Source organism: Escherichia sp. KCJ4928, from assembly GCF_004352695.1.
Classification (GTDB): Bacteria; Pseudomonadota; Gammaproteobacteria; order Enterobacterales; family Enterobacteriaceae; genus ECMA0423.
Window position 1 is genome coordinate 1 of sequence record NZ_SJWV01000053.1, and the last position, 25043, is coordinate 25043.

The 25043-nt window shown below is 52.8% G+C and carries 21 protein-coding genes; 12 read left to right on the plus strand and 9 right to left on the minus strand.

Annotated features, from left to right (window positions below; all coding sequences use genetic code 11):
- Positions 1-297: 297 nt before the first annotated feature.
- Both mdtQ and E0D98_RS10485 read left to right on the plus strand, forming a co-directional pair.
- A complete protein-coding gene (gene mdtQ / locus E0D98_RS10480; RefSeq protein WP_205713020.1) occupies positions 298-1734 on the plus strand; it encodes a multidrug resistance outer membrane protein MdtQ in 1437 nt (478 codons plus the stop codon).
- A 52-nt stretch (positions 1735-1786) separates the two neighbouring features.
- Positions 1787-2548, plus strand: a complete 762-nt coding sequence (locus E0D98_RS10485) for an SDR family oxidoreductase (protein ID WP_000079524.1) — start codon at positions 1787-1789, stop codon at positions 2546-2548.
- A gap of 129 nt (positions 2549-2677) precedes the next feature.
- Here E0D98_RS10485 and E0D98_RS10490 read toward each other — a convergent pair whose 3' ends face one another.
- Positions 2678-3256, minus strand: a complete 579-nt coding sequence (locus tag E0D98_RS10490) for a DedA family protein (RefSeq protein ID WP_000365433.1) — start codon at positions 3254-3256, stop codon at positions 2678-2680.
- Positions 3257-3425: 169 nt separating this feature from the next.
- Here E0D98_RS10490 and E0D98_RS10495 point away from each other — a divergent pair, with 169 nt between their 5' ends.
- Positions 3426-4013 (plus strand): Yip1 family protein, encoded by a 588-nt coding sequence (locus E0D98_RS10495; protein ID WP_001295454.1) that lies wholly within the window; start codon positions 3426-3428, stop codon positions 4011-4013.
- Between the two features lie 173 nt (positions 4014-4186).
- The gene (gene pbpG, locus E0D98_RS10500; protein ID WP_001295432.1) at positions 4187-5119 is read left to right on the plus strand and encodes a D-alanyl-D-alanine endopeptidase; all 933 of its coding nucleotides are present in this window, start codon (positions 4187-4189) and stop codon (positions 5117-5119) included.
- Positions 5120-5156: 37 nt separating this feature from the next.
- Here pbpG and dld read toward each other — a convergent pair whose 3' ends face one another.
- Positions 5157-6872 (minus strand): D-lactate dehydrogenase, encoded by a 1716-nt coding sequence (dld, locus tag E0D98_RS10505; protein WP_000097369.1) that lies wholly within the window; start codon positions 6870-6872, stop codon positions 5157-5159.
- Positions 6873-7067: 195 nt separating this feature from the next.
- Between dld and bglX the strand changes: the two genes are divergently transcribed.
- The 5 genes from bglX (at position 7068) to yehW (ending at position 13312) form a co-directional block, all read left to right on the plus strand.
- On the plus strand, positions 7068-9365 hold the full coding sequence (gene bglX, locus E0D98_RS10510) for a beta-glucosidase BglX (protein WP_000871517.1): 2298 nt from the start codon (positions 7068-7070) through the stop codon (positions 9363-9365).
- 210 nt (positions 9366-9575) lie between these two features.
- Entirely contained in the window at positions 9576-10493 is a 918-nt protein-coding gene (osmF, locus tag E0D98_RS10515) for a glycine betaine ABC transporter substrate-binding protein OsmF (RefSeq protein WP_001130306.1), read from the plus strand.
- A 6-nt stretch (positions 10494-10499) separates the two neighbouring features.
- Complete coding sequence (yehY, locus tag E0D98_RS10520; RefSeq protein WP_000221805.1) at positions 10500-11657, plus strand: glycine betaine ABC transporter permease YehY; 1158 nt, start codon at positions 10500-10502, stop codon at positions 11655-11657.
- Positions 11650-12576 (plus strand): glycine betaine ABC transporter ATP binding protein YehX, encoded by a 927-nt coding sequence (yehX, locus tag E0D98_RS10525; RefSeq protein WP_000569329.1) that lies wholly within the window; start codon positions 11650-11652, stop codon positions 12574-12576. The genes yehY and yehX overlap by 8 nt, the downstream gene beginning before the upstream one ends.
- A gap of 4 nt (positions 12577-12580) precedes the next feature.
- The gene (gene yehW / locus E0D98_RS10530; RefSeq protein WP_000783120.1) at positions 12581-13312 is read left to right on the plus strand and encodes a glycine betaine ABC transporter permease YehW; all 732 of its coding nucleotides are present in this window, start codon (positions 12581-12583) and stop codon (positions 13310-13312) included.
- Here yehW and E0D98_RS10535 read toward each other — a convergent pair.
- Together E0D98_RS10535 and mlrA are read right to left on the minus strand one after the other, a co-directional pair.
- Positions 13293-13400: a protein YohO gene (locus E0D98_RS10535; RefSeq protein WP_001216961.1), complete on the minus strand. Its 108-nt coding sequence runs from the start codon at positions 13398-13400 to the stop codon at positions 13293-13295. The two genes, yehW and E0D98_RS10535, sit on opposite strands and share 20 nt — an antisense overlap.
- A 59-nt stretch (positions 13401-13459) precedes the next feature.
- Positions 13460-14191: an HTH-type transcriptional regulator MlrA gene (mlrA, locus tag E0D98_RS10540; protein WP_001240401.1), complete on the minus strand. Its 732-nt coding sequence runs from the start codon at positions 14189-14191 to the stop codon at positions 13460-13462.
- Positions 14192-14412: 221 nt separating this feature from the next.
- Between mlrA and btsS the strand changes: the two genes are divergently transcribed.
- From btsS to E0D98_RS10555, 3 genes are read left to right on the plus strand one after another with little or no spacing between them, the layout of a single operon-like run.
- The gene (gene btsS / locus E0D98_RS10545) at positions 14413-16098 is read left to right on the plus strand and encodes a two-component regulatory system sensor histidine kinase BtsS (RefSeq protein ID WP_001295431.1); all 1686 of its coding nucleotides are present in this window, start codon (positions 14413-14415) and stop codon (positions 16096-16098) included.
- Entirely contained in the window at positions 16095-16814 is a 720-nt protein-coding gene (gene btsR, locus E0D98_RS10550; protein WP_000598641.1) for a two-component system response regulator BtsR, read from the plus strand. Before btsS ends, btsR begins: the two co-directional genes overlap by 4 nt.
- A 46-nt stretch (positions 16815-16860) precedes the next feature.
- Entirely contained in the window at positions 16861-17331 is a 471-nt protein-coding gene (locus E0D98_RS10555; RefSeq protein WP_000950409.1) for a DUF1456 family protein, read from the plus strand.
- 39 nt (positions 17332-17370) lie between these two features.
- Here E0D98_RS10555 and E0D98_RS10560 read toward each other — a convergent pair whose 3' ends face one another.
- From E0D98_RS10560 to E0D98_RS10580, 5 genes are all read right to left on the minus strand, one after another.
- Complete coding sequence (locus E0D98_RS10560) at positions 17371-17832, minus strand: YehR family lipoprotein (protein WP_001378226.1); 462 nt, start codon at positions 17830-17832, stop codon at positions 17371-17373.
- A gap of 124 nt (positions 17833-17956) precedes the next feature.
- Positions 17957-19957 (minus strand): SWIM zinc finger family protein, encoded by a 2001-nt coding sequence (locus tag E0D98_RS10565; protein ID WP_001298843.1) that lies wholly within the window; start codon positions 19955-19957, stop codon positions 17957-17959.
- Positions 19954-21090, minus strand: coding sequence for a VWA domain-containing protein (locus tag E0D98_RS10570; protein ID WP_001292774.1), 1137 nt, complete (start codon positions 21088-21090; stop codon positions 19954-19956). The genes E0D98_RS10565 and E0D98_RS10570 overlap by 4 nt, the downstream gene beginning before the upstream one ends.
- Positions 21083-23362 carry a DUF5682 family protein gene (locus E0D98_RS10575; RefSeq protein ID WP_050877068.1) on the minus strand — a complete coding sequence of 760 codons (2280 nt, stop codon included), beginning with the start codon at positions 23360-23362 and terminating at the stop codon, positions 21083-21085. Before E0D98_RS10575 ends, E0D98_RS10570 begins: the two co-directional genes overlap by 8 nt.
- A gap of 10 nt (positions 23363-23372) precedes the next feature.
- Complete coding sequence (locus E0D98_RS10580) at positions 23373-24461, minus strand: MoxR family ATPase (protein ID WP_000074859.1); 1089 nt, start codon at positions 24459-24461, stop codon at positions 23373-23375.
- Positions 24462-25043 lie beyond the last annotated feature (582 nt).

Genomic DNA, 25043 nt, shown 5'->3' on the forward strand with positions numbered 1-25043 from the left:
ATCTTAAATACGCCAGTCACCACCAGTAGCCCAATCAGGAAAATAATCAATACAGCCCAGAGTATAATTTTCATTGGCGTTCCTTTATTTGTGAGTGCTGAATAAGTATAGGAAAAAACGAAGCCCTTTGCCGTTATCCATAAACGATTAAGATAAATCGGAAGATATCATTCACTTAGTGTATATTTTTCTGGATATGTCGTTTTATTGCTACTGATGTATTGCCACGCGAAACTAAAAAATATATCGCAACACACGGTAATCTCCGCGCACCTTTTCTTACCTGATTATTCCCCCATGAATCGTGATTCCTTTTATCCCGCCATCGCCTGTTTTCCGCTGTTACTGATGCTGGCCGGGTGTGCGCCTATGCATGAAACCCGCCAGGCGTTAAGCCAGCAAACGCCCGCTGCACAAGTTGACACCGCATTACCCACGGCGCTGAAAAATGGTTGGCCAGACAGCCAATGGTGGCTGGAGTATCACGATAATCAACTCACTTCCTTAATTAACAATGCACTACAGAACGCACCGGATATGCAGGTGGCTGAACAGCGCATTCAGCTAGCTGAAGCCCAGGCGAAGGCAATTGCTACTCAGGATGGTCCGCAGATCGACTTTTCTGCGGATATGGAGCGGCAAAAAATGTCGGCAGAAGGCTTAATGGGGCCGTTTGCTCTGAACGATCCGGCCGCAGGTACGACCGGTCCGTGGTACACCAACGGAACTTTTGGCTTAACGGCGGGCTGGCATCGCGATATCTGGGGAAAGAATCGGGCGGAGGTTACTGCCCGCCTGGGTACGGTTAAAGCACGGGCGGCGGAACGCGAGCAAACCCGCCAATTGCTGGCTGGCAGCGTAGCCCGCCTGTACTGGGAGTGGCAAACCCAGGCGGCGTTAAACACGGTCTTGCAGCAAATAGAAAAAGAGCAGAACACCATTATCGCGACCGATCGCCAGCTATATCAGAACGGGATTACTTCTTCAGTTGAAGGTGTGGAAACCGATATTAATGCCAGCAAAACCCGGCAGCAGCTCAACGATGTCGCGGGGAAAATGAAAATTATTGAGGCACGGTTAAGCGCACTTACAAATAACCAGACAAAGTCATTGAAGCTTAAACCGGTCGCGTTGCCGAAAGTGGCAAGCCAGCTTCCTGATGAACTGGGGTACTCCTTACTGGCCCGGCGGGCAGATTTGCAGGCGGCGCACTGGTACGTTGAGTCATCGCTAAGCACCATTGATGCGGCAAAAGCGGCATTTTATCCTGACATCAACCTGATGGCCTTCCTGCAACAGGATGCGTTGCACTTAAGCGATCTGTTCCGTCATTCCGCGCAGCAAATGGGCGTTACGGCAGGCCTGACGCTACCCATTTTCGATAGTGGTCGTCTTAACGCCAATCTCGATATCGCAAAAGCCGAAAGCAACTTGTCTATCGCCAGCTACAACAAAGCGGTGGTTGAAGCGGTGAATGACGTGGCGCGGGCAGCCAGTCAGGTTCAGACACTTGCGGAGAAAAACCAGCATCAGGCGCAAATTGAGCGCGATGCCTTGCGTGTGGTAGGTCTTGCGCAGGCGCGCTTTAACGCGGGCATCATTGCTGGTTCCCGCGTCAGCGAAGCCAGAATCCCCGCGCTGCGTGAGCGGGCCAATGGCCTGTTATTGCAAGGGCAGTGGCTGGATGCTTCCATTCAACTCACTGGTGCGTTGGGCGGGGGTTACAAACGCTGATGATATGCGCCTTCTATACTTAACGTTTATTCAGCGTTAAGTGGAGAACTCGATGGCACAGGTTGCGATTATTACCGCCTCCGATTCGGGGATCGGCAAAGAGTGCGCGTTATTACTGGCGCAGCAGGGGTTTGATATTGGCATTACCTGGCACTCAGATGAAGAAGGGGCAAAAGATACCGCGCGTGAGGTAGTTAGCCACGGCGTACGTGCGGAGATCGTGCAGCTGGATCTCGGTAAACTGCCAGAAGGTGCGCAGGCGCTGGAGAAACTCATTCAACGGCTGGGGCGTATTGATGTGCTGGTGAATAATGCGGGCGCAATGACCAAAGCGCCGTTTCTTGATATGGCTTTCGATGAGTGGCGCAAGATTTTTACCGTTGATGTCGATGGTGCATTTTTATGCTCACAAATTGCGGCCCGCCAGATGGTGAAACAAGGGCAGGGCGGTCGCATCATCAACATTACGTCGGTACATGAACATACGCCGCTGCCGGATGCCAGCGCCTACACAGCCGCTAAACATGCGCTCGGCGGGTTAACCAAAGCAATGGCGCTGGAGTTGGTCAGGCATAAGATTTTGGTGAACGCAGTCGCACCTGGGGCGATCGCTACGCCAATGAACGGCATGGATGATAGCTACGTGAAGCCCGACGCGGAGCCTTCGATTCCTCTGCGGCGTTTTGGCGCAACGCATGAGATTGCCAGCCTGGTAGCGTGGCTGTGCTCAGAGGGCGCAAATTACACCACCGGGCAGTCGTTGATAGTGGATGGCGGCTTTATGTTGGCGAATCCGCAGTTCAACCCAGAATAGCGCAGTGAGGTGCGTGGTTATTTCAATGGGTAAAATTTTGGTAGGCATGATAAGACGCACAAGCGCCGCATCAGGCATGGTGCACCGGATGTCGGATGCGGCGCGAACGCCTTATCCAGGGCAATGGTTTTACGCCTGATTATCCGGCTTTTTCTTCCCGCGTCGTTTCAGCCACCAGCGCACGCCTACCACCAGAACCACGACCAGAATCAACCAGACCCAGTGCTTCAAATGCTGATCGAGATTGTGCAACCACGGCGCAATCACCTGACCACCAGCGTAACCGATAGTGGTAAAAATCAACGCCCAGGCAAATGCGCCGAGAATATTAAGCGGCAGAAAGATTTTCGGCGGCAGCTGGCTGGCACCAATCAGCGTCGGGCCAATCACCCGAAAGCCATACATAAAGCGCGTACCAATGACAAACAGATACGGATGGCGTTGGATAAGTTTCTGCGCCCGCTCAATTTTATCCTGATGTTTCGAGAAACGGCGTAACAGCTTGCCGCCAAACCGCCGCCCGCACAGATAAAGCACCTGGTCGCCAATCATGCCGCCAAGCGCCACAGAAAGTACCACCAGCGGGAACTTTAATAGCCCCTGATGCGCCGCAACGCCTCCCAGCAAAGTCACGGTTTCACCTTCCGCCAGGCTACCGATCACCAGCGCGGCATAACCATATTGTGAGATGAGTGTATTGAGATCCATAGGCCAGTCTGTCTCCCTTTGGTTGCCTGTAAGCATACACCCTGGAAATCATTCACGCTGAAAAAGGACGTACATCAGACGGTGCAAATTACATGAGCGAACAAAAAATAATCACAAGCTGACTTATACTTGAACTGTCAGGTTCATGAACTCACAACAAGGGGGCGGTATGAGCCATGTCTGGGGACTGTTTTCCCATCCCGATCGTGAAATGCAGGTGATTAATCGCGAAAACGAAACGATTTCTCACCATTACACCCACCACGTTTTGCTGATGGCGGCGATTCCGGTGATTTGCGCCTTCATTGGCACTACACAGATTGGCTGGAATTTTGGCGATGGCACTATCCTGAAGTTGTCCTGGTTTACCGGACTGGCGCTGGCTGTCCTGTTTTATGGCGTTATGCTCGCTGGGGTTGCGGTGATGGGGCGGGTCATCTGGTGGATGGCGCGCAATTACCCGCAGCGTCCGTCACTTGCGCACTGCATGGTCTTCGCGGGCTACGTTGCAACTCCGCTGTTTTTAAGCGGTCTGGTGGCGCTTTATCCGCTGGTCTGGTTGTGTGCGCTGGTCGGCACGGTGGCGCTGTTTTACACCGGCTACCTGCTTTACCTTGGTATTCCGAGCTTCCTGAATATCAACAAAGAGGAAGGCCTTAGCTTCTCCAGTTCGACGCTGGCGATTGGCGTGCTGGTACTGGAAGTGCTGCTCGCCCTAACCGTTATACTATGGGGCTACGGGTATCGCCTGTTCTAGAAAGTTCTTTGACATTGCATTGCTGGCGTAAATGTCAGCAATGCAGCATTTCCTCACGATTCTCCTTTGACGATCGCACTTTTTGCTCGTTATGATGGCGTCGCTAGCCTCAGTAAATCCTTACTCCGGCGGTGCGCAACCCGTGCGCGTGAACCACTATCTGAATGCTCATCATGCCGAAATTTCGAGTTTCTTTATTTAGCCTGGCCCTGATGCTGGCTGTGCCTTTGGCACCGCAGGCCGTTGCGAAAACGGCAGCCGCTACCACCGCTTCACAACCGGAAATTGCCTCCGGTAGCGCGATGATTGTTGATCTGAATACCAACAAAGTGATCTATTCGAACCACCCGGATCTGGTGCGTCCGATTGCGTCTATCAGCAAATTAATGACCGCGATGGTTGTGCTGGATGCACGACTGCCGCTGGATGAAAAACTAAAAGTGGATATCAGCCAGACGCCGGAGATGAAAGGGGTCTATTCGCGCGTACGACTGAATAGCGAAATCAGCCGTAAAGATATGCTGTTGCTGGCGCTGATGTCTTCAGAAAACCGCGCGGCGGCAAGCCTTGCGCACCATTATCCCGGTGGTTACAAAGCCTTTATTAAGGCAATGAATGCGAAAGCGAAATCGCTCGGAATGAACAACACGCGCTTTGTTGAACCTACCGGATTGTCGGTGCATAACGTTTCAACTGCCCGTGACTTAACCAAACTGCTCATTGCCAGCAAACAATATCCGTTGATCGGGCAGTTAAGTACTACCCGGGAAGATATGGCAACCTTCTCTAACCCGACGTATACGCTGCCGTTCCGCAATACTAATCATCTGGTGTATCGCGATAACTGGAATATTCAGTTAACCAAAACCGGCTTTACCAATGCGGCGGGCCATTGTCTGGTGATGCGTACGGTTATCAATAATAAACCGGTGGCGCTGGTAGTGATGGACGCGTTTGGCAAATATACCCATTTTGCCGATGCCAGCCGCCTGCGTACCTGGATTGAAACCGGTAAAGTGATGCCTGTGCCGGCAGCAGCGTTGAGCTATAAAAAACAAAAAGCCGCCCAAATGGCGGCGGCGGGGCAGACGGCACAGAACGATTAAGTGAATTCGGATGGCGATACTCTGCCATCCGTAATTTTTACTCCACTTCCTGCCAGTTTTTCCGTTTACTGGTTTTACCGATCCCCGGATTCATGCTGTTGGTCGGATCGTTCTCGCGATAGAACTTCTGCAACGTCTCCGGTGCTTTATACAAATGACCGACGTTATGCTCGGCAGGGTATTGCGCGCCGCGCTGCTGTAGCAGTTCCAGCATCTGTTCTTTTAACGCATGCACATCCACGCCTTTTTTCACTATGTAATCCTGATGGAAGACATAGCACATAAAATGGCCGTAATAGAGCTTGTGCACCAGCTGGCTGTCGATCTCCGGCGGTAAATGCTCATACCACTCGGTGTCGTTACGCCGCAGAGCGATATCCAACGCCAGAATGTCTTCGACTTCATCGGAATGCACCGCCTGATAACGAATTGCTGCGCCCGCAGCGGCGAAACGGTGTAAAAACGCTTTGCTGCCTTCCTCCGGCGTACAGACAAAGAAATCGCCTTCGGCCTGTTTGAAATAATCCACCAACCACGATTTGGCTTCGCCCACGCCATCGCCCGCCATTTTTAACAGCAGATGATGCTCGTATTTATCGCGCCAGTTTTTCATGCGCGGCGGTAAATGGCTGGGGAACAGGTGACCGAATTTTTGCATCGCACGGTCAGTAAAATGCGGACGGAAGAATTTCACTTTCTCCAGCATCGCATCGGTGCGTCCCTTGAGATTAAAGAAGAACGGCATCTTGTCGGTGCCTAACTTATCAATCATCAGGAAGGTGTCTTTGCCGTATTTTTCCGCAATATCGTAGATATCCCGGTGCATATATTCCCCGGCAACCGGCAGATTTTCGAAGTTAGCCAGAATATGACGGCGGATTTCGGTCAGCACTTCCGGCTGGTTGGTGCCGATATAAAACACCTGCTGATTTTTTTCCGCTTCGAAGGTATCTAGACGTACCGCAAAAACGGCCAGCTTCCCGGCGCAACCAGAAGATTCAAATAACCGATCCGGATCGGCGTTATAACGTGCGGGCGTGTCGGCTTCAATATCACGAACGCGGTGGACATAGTCATAATCGTGGGCGTGACGACCATCGTGACGCACATCGTCATCTTTGATGCGATCATCATCCAGCTTGCTAAGGATCTGCTCCGGCGTTTCGCCCAGATCAATCCCCAGATGGTTCACCAGCGTCAGTTTGCCGTCTTCATTTATACGCGCGAATAACGACATTTCGGTATACGCCGGGCCACGTTGCACCAGCGAGCCGCCGGAGTTGTTACAAATACCGCCGATAACCGATGCGCCTATACACGACGATCCAATCACCGAGTGCGGTTCGCGTCCCAGCGGTTTGAGGGCTTTTTCCAGCGAATAGAGCGTGGTGCCCGGATAGGCCAGCACCTGTTCGCCCTTGCCAAGAACGTGCAGCTTGTCGAGACGCAGGGTGCTGATGATCACGATATCGCGATCATAGTCGTTACCGTTTGGCGTCGATCCTTCGGTCAGGCCTGTATTGGCAGCCTGCATCAGAATAATTTTGTCGGCGGTGACACAGGCTTTCAGCACCCGCCACAATTCCAGTAGTGAGCCAGGGAAAACGACAGCCAGCGCGTCGCCCTGACCAGAACGGAAGCCCTTGCGATAGCGGGCCGTTTTTGCGGGATCGGTGAGCAGGTGTGAATGACCGACCAGACGGGCAAGTTCATTCAAAAAGGCTTTATTATCAGTTGTTGTCATGGAAGACATTTTCCACTCCTTGTGGTGGCGAAAAAATATCACAAACTAGAATAGCGCCTTGTATGACAATTCAGCGAGTGAATATTTTGAAAATTCAGACAATAAACTGAGCATTCTTTTTCTCTCTCCATCATGCTTATGGCAAACTACGGTTTTTGCACCATTTTCGCTGCCTCGTCGGGCAACAGAGGAAGAAAAATCCATATGAAATGGCTATGTTCAGTAGGAATCGCGGTGAGTCTGGCCCTGCAGCCAGCACTGGCGGATGATTTATTCGGCAACCATCCATTAACGCCCGAAGCGCGGGATGCGTTCGTCACCGAACTGCTTAAGAAAATGACAGTTGATGAGAAAATTGGTCAGCTGCGCTTAATCAGCGTCGGCCCGGATAACCCGAAAGAGGCGATCCGCGAGATGATCAAAGACGGTCAGGTTGGGGCGATTTTCAACACCGTAACCCGTCAGGATATCCGCGCCATGCAGGATCAGGTGATGGAATTAAGCCGCCTGAAAATTCCTCTTTTCTTTGCTTACGACGTGCTGCACGGTCAGCGCACGGTGTTCCCGATTAGCCTCGGTCTGGCCTCGTCTTTTAACCTCGATGCAGTGAAAACGGTCGGACGTGTCTCTGCTTATGAAGCGGCAGATGATGGCCTGAATATGACCTGGGCACCGATGGTCGATGTCTCGCGCGATCCGCGCTGGGGACGTGCTTCCGAAGGTTTTGGCGAAGATACGTATCTCACCTCAACAATGGGTAAAACCATGGTGGAAGCGATGCAGGGTAAAAGCCCGGCAGATCGCTACTCGGTGATGACCAGCGTCAAACACTTTGCCGCATACGGCGCGGTAGAAGGCGGTAAAGAGTACAACACCGTCGATATGAGTCCGCAGCGCCTGTTTAATGATTATATGCCGCCGTACAAAGCGGGGCTGGACGCAGGCAGCGGCGCGGTGATGGTGGCGCTGAACTCGCTGAACGGCACGCCAGCCACCTCCGATTCCTGGCTGCTGAAAGATGTTCTGCGCGACCAGTGGGGCTTTAAAGGCATCACCGTTTCCGATCACGGTGCAATCAAAGAGCTGATTAAACATGGCACGGCGGCAGACCCGGAAGATGCGGTGCGCGTGGCGCTGAAATCCGGAATCAACATGAGTATGAGCGACGAGTATTACTCGAAGTATCTGCCTGGGTTGATCAAATCCGGCAAAGTGACGATGGAAGAGCTGGACGATGCTGCCCGCCATGTACTGAACGTTAAATATGATATGGGATTGTTTAACGACCCATACAGCCATTTGGGGCCGAAAGAGTCTGACCCGGTGGATACCAATGCCGAAAGCCGCCTGCACCGTAAAGAAGCGCGTGAAGTGGCGCGCGAAAGCCTGGTGTTGCTGAAAAACCGTCTCGAAACGTTACCGCTGAAAAAATCGGCCACCATTGCGGTGGTTGGGCCACTGGCGGACAGTAAACGTGACGTGATGGGCAGCTGGTCCGCAGCCGGTGTTGCCGATCAATCCGTGACCGTACTGACCGGGATTAAAAATTCCGTCGGTGAAAACGGTAAAGTGCTGTATGCCAAAGGGGCGAACGTTACCAGTGACAAAGGCATTATCGATTTCCTGAATCAATATGAAGAAGCGGTCAAAGTCGATCCGCGTTCGCCGCAAGAGATGATTGATGAAGCGGTGCAGACGGCGAAACAATCTGATGTGGTGGTGGCTGTAGTCGGTGAAGCACAGGGGATGGCGCACGAAGCCTCCAGCCGGACCGATATCACTATTCCGCAAAGCCAACGTGACTTGATTGCGGCGCTGAAAGCCACCGGTAAACCGCTGGTGCTGGTGCTGATGAACGGGCGTCCGCTGGCGCTGGTGAAAGAAGATCAGCAGGCTGATGCGATCCTGGAAACCTGGTTTGCGGGGACTGAAGGCGGTAATGCAATTGCCGATGTATTGTTTGGCGATTACAACCCGTCCGGCAAGCTGCCAATGTCCTTCCCGCGTTCTGTCGGGCAGATCCCGGTGTACTACAGCCATCTGAACACCGGTCGTCCGTATAATGCCGACAAGCCGAACAAATACACTTCGCGTTATTTTGATGAAGCTAACGGGGCGTTGTATCCGTTCGGCTATGGGCTGAGCTACACCACTTTCACCGTCTCTGATGTGAAACTTTCTGCGCCGACCATGAAGCGTGACGGCAAAGTGACTGCCAGCGTGCAGGTGACGAACACCGGTAAGCGCGAGGGGGCCACGGTAGTGCAGATGTACTTGCAGGATGTGACGGCTTCCATGAGTCGCCCTGTGAAACAGCTGAAAGGCTTTGAGAAAATCACCCTGAAACCGGGCGAAACTCAGACTGTCAGCTTCCCGATCGATATTGAGGCGCTGAAGTTCTGGAATCAACAGATGAAATATGACGCCGAGCCTGGCAAGTTCAATGTATTTATCGGCACTGATTCCGCACGCGTTAAGAAAGGCGAGTTTGAGTTGCTGTAATGCTTTAGTAAGGGCGCGACGTTTGCGCCCTTTGTAGGCCGGATAAGGCGCTCGCGCCGCATCCGGCAGGAAACGCCGGACCGAATATGCCTCTTAAGTATTTATCTGATTCTGCAACTGAATCCTTCCGCTCAAGCTAACCCCGCCATTATCAACTATGCTTTTCTCTTAATTCGCTGAAAACAACAGTAAAAGAATGAGGAAAGCATCATGCCACTCTTAAAGCTCTGGGCAGGTTCACTGGTTATGTTGGCAGCCGTGAGCCTGCCGCTACAGGCGGCTTCCCCCGTTAAAGTCGGTTCAAAAATCGATACCGAAGGTGCGCTACTCGGCAATATCATTTTGCAGGTGCTGGAAAGCCACGGCGTACCGACGGTGAATAAAGTGCAACTCGGAACGACTCCTGTGGTGCGCGGGGCGATTACTTCCGGTGAACTGGATATCTATCCGGAATATACCGGCAATGGCGCTTTCTTCTTTAAAGATGAAAACGATGCAGCGTGGAAAAACGCGCAGCAAGGTTACGAGAAAGTCAAAAAGCTCGATTCGGAGCACAACAAGTTAATCTGGCTGACGCCCGCGCCTGCAAATAACACCTGGACTATCGCCGTGCGTCAGGATGTGGCAGAGAAAAATAAACTCACTTCGCTTGCCGACCTGAGTCGTTATCTGCAAGAGGGCGGCACCTTCAAACTGGCAGCCTCGGCAGAGTTTATCGAACGCGCCGATGCGTTACCCGCGTTTGAAAAAGCCTATGGCTTTAAGCTCGGTCAGGATCAGTTGCTGTCACTGGCTGGTGGCGACACGGCGGTGACGATCAAAGCCGCTGCCCAGCAAACCTCTGGCGTTAATGCTGCAATGGCTTACGGCACTGACGGCCCGGTAGCGGCGCTGGGGCTGCAAACCTTAAGCGATCCGCAAGGCGTGCAACCTATCTATGCGCCTGCACCAGTGGTGCGTGAATCGGTGTTGAAGGAGTATCCGCAAATGGCACAGTGGCTACAGCCAGTCTTCGCCAGCCTCGATGCAAAAACATTGCAGCAACTGAATGCCAGCATTGCAGTGGAAGGACTGGATGCCAAAAAAGTGGCTGCCGACTACCTGAAACAAAAAGGGTGGGCGAAGTAATTTCCCGTGACTTATCTACGTATTAATCCTGTTCTGGCGCTGCTGCTGTTGCTGACGGCAATCGCAGCAGCGCTGCCGTTTATCAGCTACGCGCCTAATCGTTTAGTCTCGGGTGAAGGGCGTCATCTCTGGCAACTGTGGCCGCAAACGATCTGGATGCTGGTGGGCGTTGGTTGCGCCTGGCTGACAGCCTGTTTTGTCCCCGCTAAAAAAGGCAGCATTTGTGCACTCATTCTGGCGCAATTCGTCTTCGTATTGTTGGTGTGGGGAGCTGGAAAGGCGGCGACCCAACTGGCGCAAAATGGCAGTGCGCTGGCGCGTACCAGCCTCGGCAGTGGTTTCTGGCTGGCTGCGGCGCTGGCATTGCTGGCCTGTAGCGATGCCATCCGCCGAATCTCCACGCATCCGCTGTGGCGCTGGTTGTTGCATATGCAGATTGCCATTATTCCGCTGTGGTTGCTGTACTCCGGCACGCTTAACGATCTCTCACTAATGAAAGAATACGCCAACCGTCAGGATGTGTTTGACGACGCGCTGGCACAACATCTGACGTTGCTGTTTGGTGCGGTGCTGCCTGCGTTAGTGATTGGTGTGCCGTTGGGCATCTGGTGCTACTTTTCCACTGCGCGGCAGGGGGCAATTTTTTCTCTGCTCAATGTCATTCAGACCGTGCCTTCGGTGGCGCTCTTTGGCCTGTTGATTGCGCCGCTTGCCGCGCTGGTGACGGCCTTTCCGTGGCTGGGGAAGCTCGGCATAGCAGGAACCGGAATGACACCCGCACTGATTGCGCTGGTGCTCTATGCCTTGCTGCCGCTGGTGCGCGGCGTGGTAGTCGGTTTGAACCAGATCCCGCGCGATGTGCTGGAGAGCGCCAGAGCGATGGGCATGAGCGGGGCGCAGCGATTCCTGCATGTTCAGTTACCACTGGCGTTACCGGTATTTCTGCGCAGCCTGCGGGTGGTGATGGTGCAAACTGTAGGTATGGCGGTGATTGCGGCGTTAATCGGCGCAGGCGGTTTTGGTGCGCTGGTTTTCCAGGGGCTGCTAAGCAGCGCCATTGATTTAGTGTTGCTGGGGGTGATCCCGGTAATTGTTCTGGCGGTGCTGATCGATGCCCTGTTCGATTTGCTTATCGCACTGCTGAAGGTGAAACGTAATGATTGAATTTAGCCATGTCAGCAAACTGTTTGGCGCACAAAAAGCCGTTAACGATCTTAATCTCAATTTTCAGGAAGGGAGTTTTTCGGTGCTGATTGGCACATCTGGCTCCGGCAAATCCACCACCTTGAAAATGATTAACCGCCTGGTGGAACATGACAGCGGAGAGATCCGCTTTGCCGGAGAAGAAATTCGCTCGCTGCCAGTACTGGAGTTGCGCCGCCGGATGGGCTATGCCATTCAATCTATTGGCCTGTTCCCCCACTGGAGCGTGGCGCAAAACATCGCTACCGTGCCGCAATTACAAAAATGGTCGCGGGCACGGATTGACGATCGTATCGACGAATTAATGACGCTACTGGGGCTGGAGTCAAATTTGCGTGAGCGTTATCCGCATCAGCTTTCCGGTGGTCAGCAGCAACGTGTGGGAGTGGCGCGCGCACTGGCTGCCGATCCGCAAGTCTTACTGATGGATGAACCTTTTGGCGCACTGGACCCGGTAACGCGCGGCGCGTTGCAACAAGAGATGACGCGCATTCACCGTTTGCTGGGGCGCACTATTGTGCTGGTCACTCATGATATTGATGAGGCGCTACGGCTGGCTGAACATCTGGTATTGATGGATCACGGTGAAGTGGTGCAGCAGGGCAATCCGCTGACGATGCTGACTCGTCCGGCGAATGATTTTGTCCGCCAGTTTTTTGGACGTAGCGAACTGGGTGTGCGTCTGCTTTCGTTACGTAGTGTGGCGGATTACGTGCGTCGCGAAGAACGGGCAGAAGGTGAGGCACTGGTAGAAGAGATGACGCTACGCGATGCGCTCTCCCTGTTTGTCGCGCGGGGTTGCGAGGTGCTGCCGGTGGTGAACACGCAGGGCCAGCCTTGCGGTACGCTGCATTTTCAGGATCTGCTGGTGGAGGCGTAAGCGTATGAAGATGTTGCGCGATCCGCTGTTCTGGCTCATTGCTTTGTTTGTGGCACTGATTTTCTGGCTGCCTTACAGCCAGCCGCTGTTTGCTGCCTTGTTCCCACAACTGCCACGACCCGTTTATCAGCAAGAAAGTTTTGCAGCTCTGGCACTGGCTCATTTCTGGCTGGTGGGAATTTCGAGTTTGTTTGCGGTGATCATTGGCACTGGTGCCGGAATTGCTGTCACTCGCCCGTGGGGCGCGGAATTTCGCCCACTGGTGGAAACTATTGCCGCCGTTGGACAGACTTTTCCGCCCGTCGCAGTGCTGGCGATTGCCGTTCCGGTGATCGGCTTTGGTCTGCAACCAGCGATTATCGCCTTGATCCTTTACGGTGTGCTGCCCGTCCTGCAGGCGACACTTGCCGGGCTGGGAGCGATCGATGCCAGCGTGACAGAAGTTGCGAAAGGTATGGGAATGAGTCGTGGTCAGCGACTGCGTAAGGTCGAGCTACCGCTGGCGGCTCCGGTGATTCTGGCGGGCGTGCGAACTTCGGTGATTATCAACATTGGTACGGCGACGATCGCCTCAACGGTAGGGGCCAGCACGCTGGGTACGCCCATCATCATCGGGCTTAGCGGATTTAATACCGCGTATGTGATCCAGGGGGCGTTACTGGTGGCACTGGCGGCGATCATCGCAGACCGCCTGTTTGAAAGGCTGGTGCAGGCGCTTAGCCAGCACGCAAAATAAAGGTATAACCTGCGAGCATGACGCCACCAATTCCGCCGAACGCCATAAACAGGAACAGGGCGATGACCCCAATTTTAGCTATGCGCATAATGCACTCCTTATGTTAACGAAAGGATTGTACAGTAAAGCGCATTTGTTAACGAATCATTAAATGCCGAGTGGGAAAATATCATGGCCTTGTTCTTGCCAACTGGTGAGTTGCTGCTGTTGGGCGGAGGTTCGATTTTCACCGCACCACACCAGCAATGTACGGCCTTCGAATAGTTCAGGGCGTAGTTGATTGAGCGAGTGGGCGAGGACATCAATGCGCCATCCTTGTTGACTGGCAATCCAGCCCTCCAGCCACAGACGGGTGGTATCCTGAATATTCCAGCCAACCACCAGCGCATCTTTACCCTGTTTTTTACGTGCCGAAGCCAGACAAATGGCGATGTAGTTGATCAGTACGCCGTCGAGGATCGCCAGCAGCGCCTGGAGAGTCGGTTGTTGGCATTGAAGTCGTCGGCGCAGAGGAATAAACAGATGTGTGGTGAGTGTCTGGGCGGGGTAATCCTGACCGCGCTCTTTGATCCACGTTCGCAGGCTATGCAGATTGCCGCTTTGCAGGTAGGTCAGTAATGTTTCTTGCTGATCGCGCCAGCCGTTCTGCACATCAACATTTTCATTACTGAGCAGCATTTTAACTTTGCTGACCTGCACGCCGTTGTCGATCCAGCGTTTGATCTCGCGGATACGGTCAATATCGGCATCGTTGAACAGTCGATGACCGCCGTCTGTCCGTTGCGGTTTCAGCAACCCGTAACGCCTCTGCCACGCGCGTAACGTGACAGGGTTAATATCACAAAGCAACGCCACTTCACCAATTGTGTAAAGCGCCATCGTCTCACCCTTGCTCGCGAGGTCCCGGTTTAACTTTAGACGCAGTTTTGCGAACCAGGTAGTTTTGCCCGTTTTTTGTGCATCTATAGGGTGATTTTATTTTTGCCAGGCGATTTTGAGTGATCGTACTCACGAATTCTCATTTTTCTGCAAGAGTTCAAAGAAAGTTAAACGCAGGCAATGTATGTTACGCGTTTTAAAGGGAAGTGTGGTTTGCGGGTATGTACGATTTTAATCTGGTGTTGCTGCTGCTTCAGCAGATGTGCGTTTTTTTAGTCATTGCGTGGTTAATGAGTAAAACGCCATTATTCATACCGTTAATGCAGGTCACGGTTCGTCTGCCGCATAAATTTCTCTGCTACATCGTCTTTTCCATCTTCTGCATCATGGGCACCTGGTTTGGGTTGCACATTGACGATTCTATTGCCAATACCCGTGCGATAGGCGCGGTAATGGGCGGCTTACTCGGCGGTCCGGTCGTCGGTGGGCTGGTTGGTCTGACCGGCGGCTTACATCGATATTCGATGGGGGGCATGACCGCGCTAAGTTGCATGATCTCAACCATCGTTGAAGGATTGCTCGGCGGCCTGGTACACAGCATCCTGATCCGTCGCGGGCGCACTGATAAAGTCTTTAACCCCATTACCGCCGGTGCCGTCACGTTCGTCGCTGAAATGGTGCAAATGCTGATCATCCTGGCGATCGCCCGACCTTATGAAGATGCGGTGCGTCTGGTGAGTAATATTGCTGCGCCAATGATGGTCACCAATACCGTCGGCGCGGCGCTGTTTATGCGTATATTGCTCGATAAACGCGCGATGTTTGAAAAATACACTTCGGCTTTTTCTGCCACTGCGCTGAAAGTGGCAGCCTCGACGGAAGGCATTTTGCGACAGGGGTTTAACGAAGTGAACAGCATGAAAGTGGCACAGGTGCTGTATCAGGAGCTGGATATTGGTGCAGTCGCGATTACCGATCGAGAGAAATTGCTGGCCTTTACCGGAATTGGTGACGACCACCATTTACCCGGCAAACCGATTTCTTCGACTTACACCTTAAAAGCGATTGAAACCGGTGAAGTGGTCTACGCTGATGGCAACGAAGTACCTTATCGTTGCTCTTTGCATCCGCAATGCAAACTGGGGTCGACGCTGGTAATTCCGTTGCGTGGTGAAAATCAGCGGGTGATGGGCACCATCAAATTGTATGAAGCCAAAAACCGTTTATTCAGTTCAATCAACCGCACGCTGGGCGAGGGGATTGCGCAACTGCTTTCGGCGCAGATCCTCGCCGGGCAATATGAGCGGCAAAAAGCGATGCTCACCCAGTCAGAGATCAAACTGCTTCACGCCCAGGTGAACCCCCATTTTTTGTTTAATGCGCTTAACACCATTAAAGCGGTGATCCGTCGCGACAGCGAACAGGCCAGCCAGCTGGTGCAGTATCTTTCCACTTTTTTCCGCAAAAACTTAAAGCGGCCTTCGGAGTTTGTTACTCTCGCCGACGAAATTGAACATGTGAACGCTTATCTGCAAATTGAAAAGGCGCGCTTCCAGTCGCGGTTGCAGGTCAACATTGCTATTCCGCAAGAATTATCCCAGCAGCAATTGCCCGCGTTTACCCTGCAACCGATAGTGGAAAACGCCATTAAACATGGGACATCACAACTGCTGGATACAGGGCGAGTGGCAATCAGCGCCCGACGTGAGGGGCAACATTTGATGCTGGAGATCGAAGACAATGCCGGTTTGTATCAACCGGTAACCAATGCCAGTGGGCTGGGGATGAATCTGGTGGATAAGCGTTTACGTGAACGGTTTGGCGATGACTATGGAATAAGCGTCGCCTGTGAGCCTGATAGTTACACCCGAATAACGTTACGACTACCATGGAGGGACGAGGCATGATTAAAGTCTTAATTGTCGATGATGAACCGTTAGCACGGGAAAACCTGCGTGTATTTTTGCAGGAGCAGAGCGATATTGAAATCGTTGGAGAGTGTTCAAACGCCGTGGAAGGGATCGGCGCGGTGCATAAACTGCGCCCGGATGTGCTGTTTCTCGATATCCAGATGCCGCGCATCAGTGGTCTGGAAATGGTGGGGATGCTTGACCCGGAACATCGCCCGTATATTGTTTTTCTCACTGCGTTTGACGAATACGCTATTAAAGCCTTTGAAGAACATGCCTTTGATTATTTGCTGAAGCCAATTGATGAAGCGCGACTGGAGAAAACGCTGGCGCGATTGCGTCAGGAGCGCAGCAAGCAGGATGTTTCGCTGTTACCGGAAAATCAACAGGCGCTGAAATTTATCCCTTGTACGGGGCATAGTCGGATTTATTTGCTGCAAATGAAAGATGTGGCATTTGTCAGCAGTCGGATGAGCGGTGTCTACGTTACCAGCCACGAAGGGAAAGAGGGCTTTACCGAATTGACATTACGTACCCTGGAAAGTCGTACACCACTACTGCGCTGCCATCGTCAGTATCTGGTTAACCTCGCGCATTTACAGGAGATTCGTCTGGAAGATAACGGCCAGGCTGAGTTGATTTTGCGTAATGGCTTAACCGTGCCGGTCAGCCGCCGTTATCTGAAAAGCTTAAAAGAGGCGATTGGCCTGTAAAAGACTGCTAAAATGGCTTTTTGCCTCATCAACACCTGAAGGCCTCATGCTAAGTAACGATATTCTGCGCAGCGTGCGCTACATTTTGAAAGCCAATAATAATGACCTGGTGCGTATTCTGGCGCTGGGTAATGTCGAAGCCACCGCGGAACAGATCGCCGTCTGGCTACGTAAAGAAGACGAAGAGGGTTTTCAGCGTTGTCCGGACATTGTTTTGTCGTCATTCCTCAATGGCCTGATTTATGAAAAACGCGGCAAGGATGAGTCTGCTCCGGCACTGGAGCCGGAACGTCGCATTAATAACAACATCGTGCTGAAAAAATTACGCATCGCGTTTTCGCTGAAAACCGATGACATTCTGGCTATCCTCACCGAACAGCAGTTCCGCGTTTCGATGCCGGAAATTACAGCGATGATGCGCGCACCGGATCATAAAAACTTCCGCGAATGCGGCGATCAATTTTTACGTTATTTTCTGCGTGGACTGGCAGCGCGCCAGCATGTGAAAAAAGGCTAAAAAATTGGCGGTCATGTTTAGAGCATGACCGCCAACCGATTATTTCACTTCTTTAAAACCAGCGGCTTTCATCACCATTTCCATTTGCGCCATAGTGATACCTTTTTTGGCATCTTCAGCAGAAACGTTGATTCCTGAAATACCCTGCAGGGCTTTAAAATCCACTTTTTCCATATCGATAGTCACGTTTTCCTGCGCGTAGGTATCGGTATAGGTTAATTTTTCTTCAACACCCGCGATGTTTTTGTATTTGGCGCTTAACGGCTCAAGTGTCTTGGCAGCATCTTCTTTGGTGGTTGCACCAATGGAGGCAAATTGAATTTTGGTTTCAGAAGATTGCTTAAGCACCTTGTCACCTTTGTAGACATAGGTAATGGCAATTTCAGTGCCGTTCAGATTGGCGCTGAATTTCTTCGATTCTTCTTTGTCACCGCAGCCAGCAAGAGAGAAAACCAGAACAGATGCAACAACGAGGGAAAACAGCTTATTGAAAGCCTTCATGTAAAACTCCATTTTATTTAATCAAGGAACTGGTGACTCTCACCAGGGGCTATATAGAATATGCCTAATACCGTGACGTGAGCAGTCCGGAACTGGAGTAGAACTCTTAGTAAAAAGCACTATTTCATCCTTGTTGCTGAAGCATGGGGAATAATTGTTCGCAAAGTAAAACACCGTTATTCATTGCTTCTACCCGTGCCTCGCTTTCTGTATTACGAAATTGTCCCAACACATGTGCCAGCCGATAAAAACCGACCGCGGAGAGGTCATTCGCCAGCAACTCTGCCTGACTAATAGCGCTCTGTTCCTGATAGCGCCAGCCGTTATGGAGCAGTTGAATAAGTAACGCCTGGCAGCGCATCAGCAACTGATGAGCGGTAGACGGCACAGGCAAAACGCTGGCAGAAGGTAGCGGTGCCACAGGCGCAGTTTCTGCGTCCAGCGCCCAGGCGCGGGTTTTTGTCATCATCACCCGTGGTTCCAGTGTCAATTGCCCATCAACAAAACTGACAAAGCCAGAAACCAGACTCACGGGGTCGTCTGTTTGTTGCAAAAGCGCCGCCATGCGTTCAACGGCAAAAGGAGAACAGGCAGATGCCGGAAGGGATAACGTCAGGAGATTATCTTCACCTTCGCCGCTGATTACCTGCGCATCCAGCGTCTGGCGGCTGCTATCCCAACCGAGCGAAATACACTCAGCGACCGGCAGAATAAATAAGTTATCGACCTGATTAAGAGGCCGTATGCAGGCGGGGGGACGCTGGCGTAAATATTCCCGCAAAGCCACAATGCCCGGCTGGCGTAACGGCGCGCTCAACATTTGCCAGGCATCAGGCGACAGCGGCACAACGCTGCTTAAGCGGTTGCGGGTAGCTAACAGCAGCTCGCCATCGGCACTGCGTTTTGCTGCTTGTGAAACAATTTGCCCACCCGCCAGTGCGCCAGCCTGAAAACTAAACAGCCGACGCGTAGCTGCCGGTGAGTTTTCCTGTTCACTTCGCGGCCAACTGCGCGAAAGGTGCAAAATACTGCCGGTGTCGGGATCGGTAAACCAGATGCGTAAACCATAATGCTCAATATCCTGCCAGCAACGCATACCTAAAGACACCAGCCGCAGATGATCAAGCTTTGCTTCTCCGGCAATGCCAGAGCCAACGACCGTGCGCCACGGCACAGGAGGAACTTCACCAACACTGTCGCGCCGGGCCATCTCTTGTGCGCAATTTAATCGACTGTTTAATGCCGCAAGCTGACGTAAGCATTCTCCGGCATGATAGTGGCTGGCGCGAGTGTGGAAGGCATCAACGCTTGCCCGTAGCTGTCGTAGTGATTCACTCACCCAGCGCCAGTTGCAGGCCTCTGCCGCCTGCAATGTGCGGTTGAATGCTGCCTCGTAGTGAATAAGCGGCTGGCTGATGCCGCCAAGCCATAATGCCTGGCTTAATTGCTGAACATATTGACGACACGTTTGGCCTTCTTCGCTGGCAAACGGATCGTCAGATGATGTGACGTGTTCGCTGCGCATCTGCCAGATTAAATGGTTAAATTCTGCTTGCTGCGCTTTGGCCTCGACGAAGGCCTGCACAGCCAGTACGACATGTTCGCAAAGTGTGCCTTCAATACAATCACAACGGGCGAAACGAATACTGCTACGGGAATAAAAACGCACATCGCTCATCGGTAAGCGGGCAGAGGGAATTTCGCCCGGCGCACAGAACAACTCAATGGTGATGCCTTTAGCGACCAGCGCCTGCGCGCGTTTGCGGGTGGCATCGGGCAGGGTAGCCAGTTCTTCCAGCCAGATTGCCGGATCCCACTCTTCTTCTTTTTCCGTGGGCTGGACGGTGGCACAAAGTCGTTGATAACTTAACACCAGCATCACGCGATGACGGCACATGCCGCTGGCCCCGCAGCTGCACTGAGCCTCTTTCAGTGCCTGGCTGTTCGCCAGCTGGGTACGGACACCGTCACTGAAGGTGGCGATTAAAGCGCCGTTCTCATGGCTGATTTCCGGGACGTTGCCATTTTCCAGTTCCTTAAGACTGCGCTTAACAAAACCGGCATTGCTTAACGCCGTCAGTGCCTGCGGTGTCAGTTCTAATAATTCCGGACGTAGTGAATTCATGACTGAAGATTCTCCGCAAGCCATGATGCCAGCTCGCCCGGCGTCATGGCGGCTATTTGTGCGCCGACATTAACCAGCGCCTGGGCCGTATCGCGGTCATAGCAAGGCGTTGCGGTGCTATCGAGCGCTGCCAGTCCCAGCACTTTGATGCCGCTCTGGACACACTTTTTCACCTGATGCGTCAGCAATGATGATGAACCCCCTTCGTAAAAATCGCTCACGAGGATAATGACGCTTTTTGCTGGTTGTTCAATAAGTTGCCGACCATACTCCACGGCACTGGCGATATTGGTCCCGCCGCCCAACTGTACTTTCATTAATAACTCTACCGGATCGGCAACGTCTGCCGTGAGATCAACCACGCTTGTGTCAAACGCCACCAGATGGGTACGAATGCCGGGTAACTGCCACAAACAGGCCGCCATCACCGCAGAGTGGATCACCGAGTCCACCATCGATCCGCTTTGATCAACCAGTAAGACCAGTTGCCATTGTTCGCTTTGGCGTTTAATGCGGCTGTTAAAGCGGGGGGATTCGATATACAACTTGCCGTGTTGCGGGTGCCAGTGTTGCAGGTTGGCGCGCAGAGTACTTTTGAAATCAAAGTTTCGCGCCAGTGGAATTAATGAGCGGCGACGGCGATCGCGGACACCAGAAAAAGCCTGACGAACTTCCTTTGCCAGTCGCGCCATAATTTCTTCAACAACCTGGCGCACTATCTGGCGGGCGGCAGCCAGTACTTCGGGATTCATCAGATGTTTGGTGTGCAAAACGGCGCGTAGCAGGCTTTCCGAAGGCTGCATACGTTCCAGCACGTCGAGATTCGTCACCACATCTTCAATGCCGTAGCGCAGTACGGCATCGCTTTCCAGTCGCTCAATCACCTGTTGCGGAAACAGAGTGTGAATACTGTTGATCCACTCAGGGGTGGTGAGATTTGAGCCACCTAATCCACCAGAGCGTTCACCACGCTGGAGCCGTTCAGGATCGCGCCCATACAGCCACTCCAGCGCGTGGTCTATCTGCCGGGCGTTGTCATCCAGCCCACAAAGCGTCGTTTCTGCCGCTTCGCCAAGAATTAATCGCCAGCGTTGTAGCTCACGGGTGGTCAGAAGATCGTTCAGTTCAGACATGGAAAACTCCCCAGTTTTGCAGCGATGCCAGTGCCTGCTGTTCGAGTTGTTGATGATGTGCAATGGCCTGTGGTGGACAATGCAACGGCATTTGCAGCGCCGAAACGGGAAGTTGCGCCAGTTGATAATGCTCAAGCACCTGATGCGCCAGCGTCCCGCGTTCTCGTGGTGCTAGCCAGGCCATCGCCGCGCGTAAATCGGGCAGGGCATTGATAAAATCGGCATCACTTAGTTGATTTAAATGACTGCTGAAACCGGCGATAAATGTCGGCTGACAGGCCAGTTGATGGCGGGCCAGCGCCAGCAAACCGTGCAGCGCTTCGCCGGATTGTGCCGGGGATAACTGCGCCAGCATCGTCAGCGCCGCTTCGGCACTGGCGTTAGGATGTTCCAGACGCATCAGTGCGCCATGAGCCGCGCCGCGATCCAGCGCCGGGGCATGAATTGCCTGACTGCGTCGCTCCAGTAAGGCTACCGCCGCAGAAAGAGAAATGCCGGGGAGTTGCACACCGCTATGTAGATCGCGCAGGATATGACACAACGCTTGCCAGCTATGCAGGTGAGCGTGAAACTCCTTTTCATCTGGTCTGCCGTTAGATTCACATAGCCACAGCGTGCGATCGATAGCCGCGCATAACGTCGTTTGTAATATCTGCGCGCCTTGCATACCGCTAATTTCATCCAGCCGCCATAAGGCATATAGCACTTCCAGCGCCTGGCCCATTTCGGCAAATTGATTTTCCTGGGCGATTAATAATGTGAGTTGCTCCAGTAATTGTTGACTGAAGGACGCCAGACCCGCTAACGCCGCCTGGCTAAGACATGTGGTGATACTGCCGATTCCACCCGCGTCCAGCATATCGGCTTCTAATTTATGGCGTGCGGCTTCCTGGAGTGTTGCACCAAAGCAGGCGGCCTCAATCAATGCCGCATGCTGGCTAAGCGGGCGGGTTAATTTCCAGCGTTCTTCACCGTTGCCTGCAAGTGTCAGTGTGCTTCCCTGCTGGCGCACAATCCCTGGGATCTCCAGTATTGCCAGCCGATGTAACACCTGACTTTGCGCTAGTCCATTGGGGTTAAAGCGATTTAAGGTAAGCTCCGCCGGAAGGGAGATTGCGGTACGTTCCAGTTCGCAGGTGACATCTTTTGGCAGAGGAGGTTGTGGCGTAGAAGGGGCAAGTTTACCGAATCCGTCACCCGCTAATGTGTCTATCAACGTTAGCAGAATCGGATCGGTGTCGGGATGAATAACGCCGCGATAGCTCCACGGCAACGGAGCATTCAGGGCTTCTTTAATCAGCGATCCTGCTATGGCATCCAGCCAGTCAGTGCGTAACGGTAGTGTATGACCGCGCAACTGTGCCAGTGCCATCGCATGCAGATGAGCGGCAGCCATATCCGCGGTCGAAGCAGGCAACTTGTGCTGGCGCAAACGGGTAAGGATAGTTTTTAGCAGTTGTTCACCGGCCTGCTGTAAGCCCCACTGCCAGCACCAGTTTTGCCAGACCGGGGCAGGCATACCGGAAAGGTATCCTGCCAGCACATCAAGGCGCTTTTCACTGTAGGGCGTGAGATAACAACCTGTAATGGCATCTGCCAGCGAGGGCAATTCCGGCGTGTTAATGTCCTGCGGGCATTCGCGCCACATTTTTGCCAGTGCCGGAGCGTGCCAGCCACCGCAGACGACTAACACGTCGCCATTATTTTGCTGCACCGCCCATGCAATCCAGCGAGCCATAAAGGCTTCGCGCTGACGATTGAGTGCATCGCCGGGGAAATCGCCCCGCAGTTGGGCAAAATAGTGCGCCAGCGCAGAGGGTAATGCAGTTTGCTGGCTTTCATCTTCGAACAAGTGATCCCACAGGGTATCGCTGTTATCCATGCGGGTGGCACGCAGCAGTAAGGCCTGGCTTTCATCTTGCGTATCAGGCGAATCGTCCTCTTCTTCACTCTGCGCCCAGCAAGGCAAATCGATGAAGTAAGTTTGTGCCTGAATACGACGTGCGGCTTGTAGCGCCTGCCACTCCGGCGAAAATTCAGCAAATGGCGTCCAGGCACCACGCCCGGGGGCTGCACCGTCCTGATACTGGCAATAACTGTAAATAGCTACCGGAAGCTGGTGGGAAAAAAAAAGTTCGTCTACCCGGTCATTAAAATCAGCCGGGCCTTCAATCAACACGTATCGTGGCCGCTGGCTTTCGATTAACGATTTCACCAGCCGGGCGCAGGCCGGACTATGATGCCGGATGCCGACAATTAACGGCTCGCTCATGCCTCTTTCCTCACGGCAGGCGGTGGCGGGCTTGATAATAAGCCTGCCAGTGAGCTTCTTTATGTGTGGCGACACGCTGTTCGAAGTAACGGCGCAGACGAGCGCGATCTTCTTCGTTATCTTTGACGATGGTTCCGGCAATACAGTCCACCAGGTCGGCAGGCTCCCCCGCGCGATTCGCTAAAAACCAGGCGCGGACGCCTACGGCGTGGGCCACGTTCACGGCTTCAGCGGTGGACATAATCGCTGTCAGTGTATCCATTGACGTTTTCTTTTCGCCGTTGGCACGCAGATCGCGGAAGGTGCGTACCAGTAACTCCAGTACTGCGTCAGGCACTTTATGCGGAATACCGCTATGGGCCAGCAAACGCGCCGAAGCACTGGCGACCAGTTCCAGCTCCTGGGCGAAATCCATAATCGGAAAGACGGTTTCAAAATCGAAGCGACGCTTTAGCGCGGCACTCATCTCATTGACGCCGCGATCGCGGGTATTGGCAGTGGCAATAATATTAAAGCCTTCCCGCGCATAGAGCTGACTGGCTTCACCGGTGAGTTCCGGCACCGTCATCACCCTGTCAGAAAGCATACCTAACAGACAGTCTTGTACTTCCAGCGGTGTACGCGTTATCTCTTCAAAACGGACGATTTTGCCGTCGCGCATTCCCTGGTAAAGCGGGGCAGGGACCAGTGCTTCCGTTGACGGACCATGGTTGATAAGCAGGGCGTAGTTCCAGCCGTACTTGATTTGATCTTCGGTAGTAGATGCGCCGCCCTGGATGGTTAACCCGGCATCGCCGCTAATAGCGGTTGCCAGTAATTCAGACAGGAGAGATTTTGCGGTGCCAGGTTCCCCCACCAACATCAAACCGCGCCCGGTGGCAAGAGTGACTAACATGCGTTCGACAGCGGAGGGACTAATCACCACTTTACGGCTAATATTTTGCGCGCTATCGCCAAGGATAAAAGCACGGGCCGCAGGCAAACTTAACTGCCAACCGGGCGGGCAAGGTGCGTTATCATTTTGTTTTAATTTTGCCAGTTCATCGGCGTATAACACAGCAGCAGGCGGACGCTGCAGATGATTATTCTGCGGTGACATATATTCATCCCTGAAATGTATTAATGAAATAAACGATATTTTACGCGCAATAAATGTTTGGCGCATTAGTTGTTTGAGCGAAAAATATCTGGAAAGCAGATCACAGTAAATAAAAAAACCTGCTGGTGAGGCAGGTTCTTTTATTTACTACTTTCAGGCCTAACACCACAGCCTGTGCAACATCGTGTTCCAACGAACGAATTATAACCACGGCTGGACCCCGTTGCAATTAAGATAATGAGATTTATAATCCAGACCGTTGGGACGTTGCGCCGGATCGAATCTATTTCAAGTCCTGGCTACCGGACGGGTGGTGCTGCAGGTGGTGCCCTGATCCGGAGTGCAACATCGTGGTCCAACATACGTAAACCAGTATCGACAGGCAGTGTAAGGGTAAGGTGCTGGTGTTGCGCTCCTTAATAAGGAGAGCGGATGGACACGCTGACACAAAAGTTAACCGTGCTCATTGCTGTACTGGAGCTATTAGTGGCTCTGTTACGGTTGATTGATTTGTTGAAGTAACGGGCAAATTGAAACGCATCTAAGGGGGAAAACCGCTTCCCCCTTTAATAAAATGATTAC